Below are 6932 nucleotides of genomic sequence, written 5' to 3'. Positions count from 1 at the left end.
TTACAGCTTACCCACCCCGAAACCAACGCCATAGACCGAGACTTCAAGCGATCGCTAACAATGCTCAAATTGCGATCGCTTTAACTATAAACTCCCATCTCTCTAAAATCCAGTCTTTGCTAGCTAAAACAAATGGTTTTGAGAATGTTGAGTGGTTGGCGAGCGATCGGTTATCTGATGTCACAGAAGCAGATTGGCAAGAGCCAAAACTAGACAAGGAAGGTTTAGCATTCTTACAGTACACTTCTGGCTCGACTGGTAAACCTAAAGGAGTTATGGTGAGCCACGGCAATATACTGCATAATTCAGCTTTAATTAACCAATATTTCGGGCATACAACCAACACTCATCTGTTAAGCTGGCTGCCTATGTATCACGACATGGGTTTAATAGGCTGTATCTTACACCCTCTCTATGGTGATTTTCCCGTCACTTTAATGTCTCCAGAGGACTTTCTTAAAAAGCCTTTAAACTGGCTGCAAGGCATCTCTAAATACAAAGCCACTACTAGCGGAGGACCTAATTTTGCTTATGAGTTGTGTGTTAGTAAGATTACTCCCGAACAGATGGTAAATTTAGACTTGAGTAGCTGGGAAGTGGCGTTCAATGGTGCTGAACCTATTCGTGCTGAAACCCTGGAAAGATTTGCTACTACTTTTGGCTCTGTTGGTTTTGGTGCTAATACATTCTATCCTTGTTATGGGATGGCAGAAAGCACTTTATTAATTTCTGGAGCGTCAAAAAATGAACCTCCTGTTATTAAAAGTTTCGATATAGAAGCACTATCACAAAATAAAGTCGTAAAATCTTTTGAGACTAACTCGCAGAAAATAGTTGGTTGTGGTCAAATTAAATTTAACCAAAAAGTCAAAATTGTCAATCCAGAAACTTTTATAAGTTGTGGAGATCGAGAAATAGGAGAAATTTGGGTATCAAGTGATAGTGTTGCTCAAGGTTATTGGGAGCAATTAGACGCAATAGAAAATACTTTTCGCGCTTATTTGGCTGATACAAAAGAAGGACCATTTTTGCGTACTGGAGATTTAGGATTTATAGAAGATGGAGAACTATTTGTTACAGGAAGATTAAAAGATTTAATTATTATTCGTGGTCGCAATTACTATCCTCAAGATATAGAATTAACAGTAGAAAAAAGTCATCCAGCACTGCGATCTGGCTGTGGAGCAGCTTTTTCAGTATCCAAAGAAGATCGAGAAAGGTTGATTGTCGTTCAAGAAATAGAACGAACTTATCGCAATAAATTGAATATCGATGAAGTTATTAACGCCATTCGTCAAGCAGTTTCGGAAGAGCAAGAACTAACAGTTCATGAAGTATTACTAATAAAAACAGCAAGTATTTCTAAAACTTCTAGCGGTAAAATTCAGCGACGTAAAGTTAAGCAAAAATTTATAGAAGATAGTTTAGAGATTATAGCTCGGTGGCAAGAAATAACTATTACTTCTCCCATTGCCAAAGAATATAAAGCAGGAAAAATTGAAGATTGGTTAATCGATCGCATCGCTAGAGAAATTCAAATTGCGCCTCAAGAAATAGATCCTTTAGAACCATTTTCTAGTTACGGGATAAATTCTGTTAAAGCCGTAAGTATTGTCGGCGAAATAGAAACATTTTTAGAGCGAACACTATCTGCTACCTTATTATATGATTACCCTTCAATTGTAACTTTAGCGAAGTATTTAACTACCAAAAGCGATCGACAAGTAACCGAGAATTCGACATCTAAATTATTAGGAGAGATCGACTATACAAAATCGCCAATAGAAACAGAGGCGATCGCCATAATTGGAATTGGCTGTAGATTTCCTCAAGCTAAAAATCCGCAGGCTTTTTGGGAATTATTACTAAATGGAATTGATGCAATTTCTGAAATGCCATTGAATGAATCTCGATCTAAACTGTTTACTCGACAGAATAATGATTTAAAAAAAGGCGGTTTTTTAGAGGGAGTAGATTTATTTGATGCAGAGTTTTTTGGCATTTCTCCCCGTGAAGCCGAACAAATAGATCCGCAACAAAGACTACTTTTAGAAGTAAGTTGGTCAGCCTTAGAAAATGCTTCAATTTCTGCACAAAATTTAGCAGGAACAAACACTGGAGTATTTATCGGTATCAGTAACTACGATTATGGGAGAATTCAAAATTTAGCTAATAATAATGTTTATTCTGGTACTGGCAATGCTTTTAGTATTGCTGCCAATCGTTTATCTTATGTATTAGATTTACGCGGGCCAAGTGTCGCAATAGATACGGCTTGTTCTTCGTCTTTGGTAGCAGTACATCAAGCTTGTCAAAGTTTGCGTCAAGGAGAGTGTAACATTGCTTTGGCTGGTGGAGTAAATTTACTTTTATCTCCAGATGTAACTCAGACTTTTGCGATGGCTGGAATGCTTGCTAGTGACGATCTCTGTAAGACTTTTGATGCTAGTGCTGATGGGTATGTAAGAGGGGAAGGTTGCGGAATAATAGTTCTCAAACCCCTCAATCATGCTGTTAGAGATCGAGACAATATTCTGGCGGTGATTAAAGGCTCAGCAGTCAATCAAGATGGTCGTAGCAACGGACTTACAGCACCTAATGGTTTGTCTCAGCAAGCAGTTATAAACCAAGCTTTATCAAATGCTGGAGTAAAAGCGGATCGAATTAGTTATATTGAAGCCCATGGGACAGGTACTTCTTTGGGAGATCCGATTGAATTAAATGCTCTCAAAAAAGTATTATTTTCAGAGCAATCTCTGCAAAAAACTTGTTGGGTAGGCTCGGTTAAAACTAATATCGGTCATTTAGAGGCTGCTGCTGGAATCGCTGGTTTAATTAAAGTAGTACTGGCTTTACAACATAAAAAAATTCCCCCTCATCTCAATTTCAATCAGCTAAATCCTCACATTTCTCTGGAAAATACTTCCTTAAAGATTCCTACGAAGCTCAAATCCTGGTCAAATGAAACAAAACTAGCAGGAGTAAGTTCTTTCGGTTTTGGGGGAACTAACGCTCATATAATTTTGGAGGATGCACCATTAGTATCGATCCCCCCTAAGCAAGAGCGTCCGTATCATATATTTACTCTCTCAGCAAAAAGCGAGCCAGCATTATTAGATTTAGTCCACAAGTATCAACCATTCCTGGAAGCTCAAAAAGATATTGGTATTGCAGATATTTGCTTCAATGCCAATACAGGGCGATCGCATTTTCCCCATCGTTTAGCTACTGTTATCGAATCCTCAGAACAATTATTGCAAGATTTAAAAGTATTTGAAACAGGCGAAAATATTCCCGAATTAATAACAGATCGTAAGCAACCCAAAATAGCATTTTTGTTTACTGGACAAGGTTCGCAATATGTAGGTATGGGACAACAACTATACCAGACTCAGCCTACTTTCCGTAAAGAATTCGATCGCTGCGATCAAATCTTATTCCCTTATCTAGAAAAACCATTACTCGAAATAATTGAATCGGATATTATTAACCAAACTGCATATACTCAACCAGCTATATTTGCGCTTGAATATGCTTTAGCTTCGTTATGGATTTCTTGGGGAATTAAACCAAATGCAGCGATGGGTCATAGTTTAGGAGAGTATGTCGCAGCCACAATAGCAGGAGTATTTAGTTTAGAAGATGCTCTCAAACTAATAGTCGATCGCGCTCGTTTGATACAGAGTTTACCTCAAAACGGTTCGATGGTAGCTGTATTTACTGATAAGAAGCAGGTAGAAAAAGCAATTGAACCTTACATTAAAGATATTGAGATCGCTGCTTTTAATGGTGCGAAAAATATTGTTATTTCTGGAGAAAAAATAGCAGTAATCAGGGTCAAGGAATCTTTACAAGCAAGGGGAGTAAAAACTAAAATTTTACAAGTTTCCCATGCTTTTCACTCTCCTTTAATGCAACCAATTCTGGCAGAGTTTGAAGCCATAGCATCTAAAGTAACCTACAACTTACCTGAAATTCCCCTAATTTCTAATCTAACTGGACAACAGATTAACCATGAAATTGCTACTGCTGAGTATTGGGTAAATCATCTGCGACAACCCGTTAGATTTGTAGATAGCATGAATACCTTGGAGCGCGAGGGTTACAAAATCTTCTTGGAAATTGGTGCTAAACCGATTTTATTGGGAATGGGGTCGAGATGTTTGCCAGATACAAAGGCGTTATGGTTGCCTAGTTTACGTCCAAATCAAAAAGACTGGCAACAAATACTAGAGAGTTTAAGGCAATTATACCTGCGAGGAATAGAAATAGATTGGTCGGGATTTGACGAAGATTATACTCGTAATAAGGTAATGCTACCTACTTATGCCTTTCAACGACAACAGTATTGGGTAGAAACTCCAAAAACGGCAAATCGGCAAAACACAACTTCAGAAAGTAACTCGACTTCGATTGTTCAACTGCTAAACCAAGGAAATACTCAGCAATTAGCTCAACAGCTAGAAGAAACAGGACAATTTCTACCAGAGCAAGTGAAATTGTTGCCGAAACTATTGGAAGTATTGGCAAAACAGCACAAAAAAGAATTGATTGAAGATGCTGAAAATACCATAGACGAATTGCTTTATCAGGTGCAATGGCAGCCATTAGAAGCTAAAAATCACACTGCACTCGAACATTCTCAAACATCGCCATCAAATCATTGGTTAATTTTTGCCGACACCACAGGAGTGGGAAAAGCGATCGCTAAAAGTTTACAGCAGTCAGGCGATCGATGTACTTTAGTCTACAGTGCAGATAGTTACCACAACTCAGAAACAGGAATTTACTATCTCAATCCTTCTAACCCTAGTGAATTTGAAACTTTATGCACTGAAGCGATCGATTGTAGCCAAGATAATTTAACCAGAATCATTCATCTGTGGAGTTTAGAAGCACCCCCAACAGAGCAACTGACAATTCCCGCATTAGAAAAAGCACAAATATGGGGCTGCGGTAGCGCACTACATCTAGTACAAGCTCTCAGTAAACAAAAGTTCTCTAACTATCCTCAACTATGGTTGGTAACTAGAGGCTCTCAACCAGTATCATCAAAAATCTCACCCGCGCAAACTCCTATTTGGGGAATGGGTAGAGTTATAGCTTTAGAATATTCCCAACTGTGGGGAGGGTTGATCGACTTAGATCCAAAATCCTCAGAAGATGAAATAGAAATGCTCCTGGGACAAATAAAAAGCCAGCAACAAGAAGATCAGATCGCTTTTCGCGATCGCCAAATTTATGTAGCCCGTCTAGTTAAGCAACTTTTAGCAGAAGGATCTCAGCCGTTTAAATTGCGCTCTGAGGCTACCTATTTAATTACTGGGGGAATGGGAGCATTAGGTTTAAAAGTAGCCCAATGGATGGTACAACAGGGTGCTAGACATCTAGTCTTAACTAGTCGTCGGGGAATTTCAGCCGACAACCAAGACGAGATAGTTTCTCTAAAACAAACGGGAGCTAAAGTGCTGGTGTATCAAGCTGATGTTTGCTCTACGGGCGAGATGAACGCCTTATTTGAGGAAATGCGTAAGTCTATGCCACCTTTAAAAGGAATTATTCACGCTGCTGGAGTTGTGGGATTTCAACCCTTAAAAGAAATTCAATTGAGCCAGTTGGAAACGATGCTGTCCCCTAAAGTTGTCGGAGGCTGGATGCTGCATCAATTAACCCAAAAAATGGAATTAGACTTTTTCATCGGCTTCTCTTCTATTGCTGCGGTGTGGGGGTCTACAGGTCAAGCCCATTACGCTGCTGCTAACCATTTTCTTGATGGATTAGCCCATTATCGTCAAGGGATTGGATTACCAGGCAAAAGTATTAATTGGGGACCTTGGGATGGAGGAGGAATGGCAGATGGAACACAAAACTTATTAAACCGCATCGGTGTAGAGCTATTACAGCCAGAGCGAGGGGTTGTGGCTTTAGGTAAGCTTTTAGCGGAAAACAGCCCTCAAACTACAGTAGCTCGCATTAATTGGAATTTATTTAAACAAGTGTATACGGCTAAAGGAAAGGGTTTACTATTAGAAGAAATTGCCAGCAAACCATTACAAAAACAGCAGTTATCATCTAAATCTTCAAATATTTTACAAAAATTGGAGGGAGTATCAAAAAAAGAAGGTTTCGACCTATTGAAAACATATATTCAAACTGAAGTTGCCAAAATTTTGAAATTAAAAGATTCGTCAATGCTTTCTCAAAACCAAGATTTTTTTGAGATGGGTATGGATTCTCTAATGGCTTTAGAATTTAAAAATGAACTTGAAACTAGCTTGAATTGTTCTTTACCTGCTAGTTTCGCATTTGAATTTCGTAATATTAATGATGTTTGTCGATATATAGCTGAAAAAATATTGCCTTGTAAATATTCAGGCAAATATTATTTAGGACTGGACAAGAACTTGAAAAAACAAGAAAAATTAACTACAGAGATGTCGAAAATAAATATAGATATTAACTCGAATATAACTACGGAAAAAGCCGAAGAAGTTCTAAGCAATTTAGATAAAATAGCTAATGAAGAAGTAAGTATATTACTAAATTGTTTATTATCAGATGATGTACGAAAAGTCTAAAATGGAGAAATTTAAAGTCAATGACCAAACTACATGGTGGTCAGCAGACGAAACAGTAGAAATAGAAGACCCAAAATTAGGCAAACTCAAAGTTAGCACTGGAATTTAGACTAAATAGGGTTTGCTGAAAAAGTCAGCGGAAAAATTGACAATAATCAGCTTGTTTAAAAGATAAGTTTTTCTGTTGACAACTACGATGTAATATCAATTTTAGCAATAGAAAAATCAATTTTCGTCAACTTTTTTTATTTCTTGATTAAAACTTAGTAAAGCAGACTCAAAGCCAAATTGACAAGCTGGTAAGGTAGTGGGAATTTTTGTAATTATTTCTGAAGTTATAGTGTTTCCCTGTTG

The 6932-nt window shown here is 37.9% G+C and carries 1 protein-coding gene; it reads left to right on the top strand.

Annotated features, from left to right (window positions below; all coding sequences use genetic code 11):
- Positions 1 to 6578 (top strand): type I polyketide synthase (locus H1P_RS29435; protein WP_144874449.1); only part of this gene is annotated, 6578 nt, incomplete at its 5' end.
- Positions 6579 to 6932 lie beyond the last annotated feature (354 nt).

The organism is Hyella patelloides LEGE 07179 (genome assembly GCF_900659865.1).
GTDB lineage: Bacteria > Cyanobacteriota > Cyanobacteriia > Cyanobacteriales > Xenococcaceae > Hyella > Hyella patelloides.
This window is presented reverse-complemented; position numbering and strand designations above follow the sequence as displayed.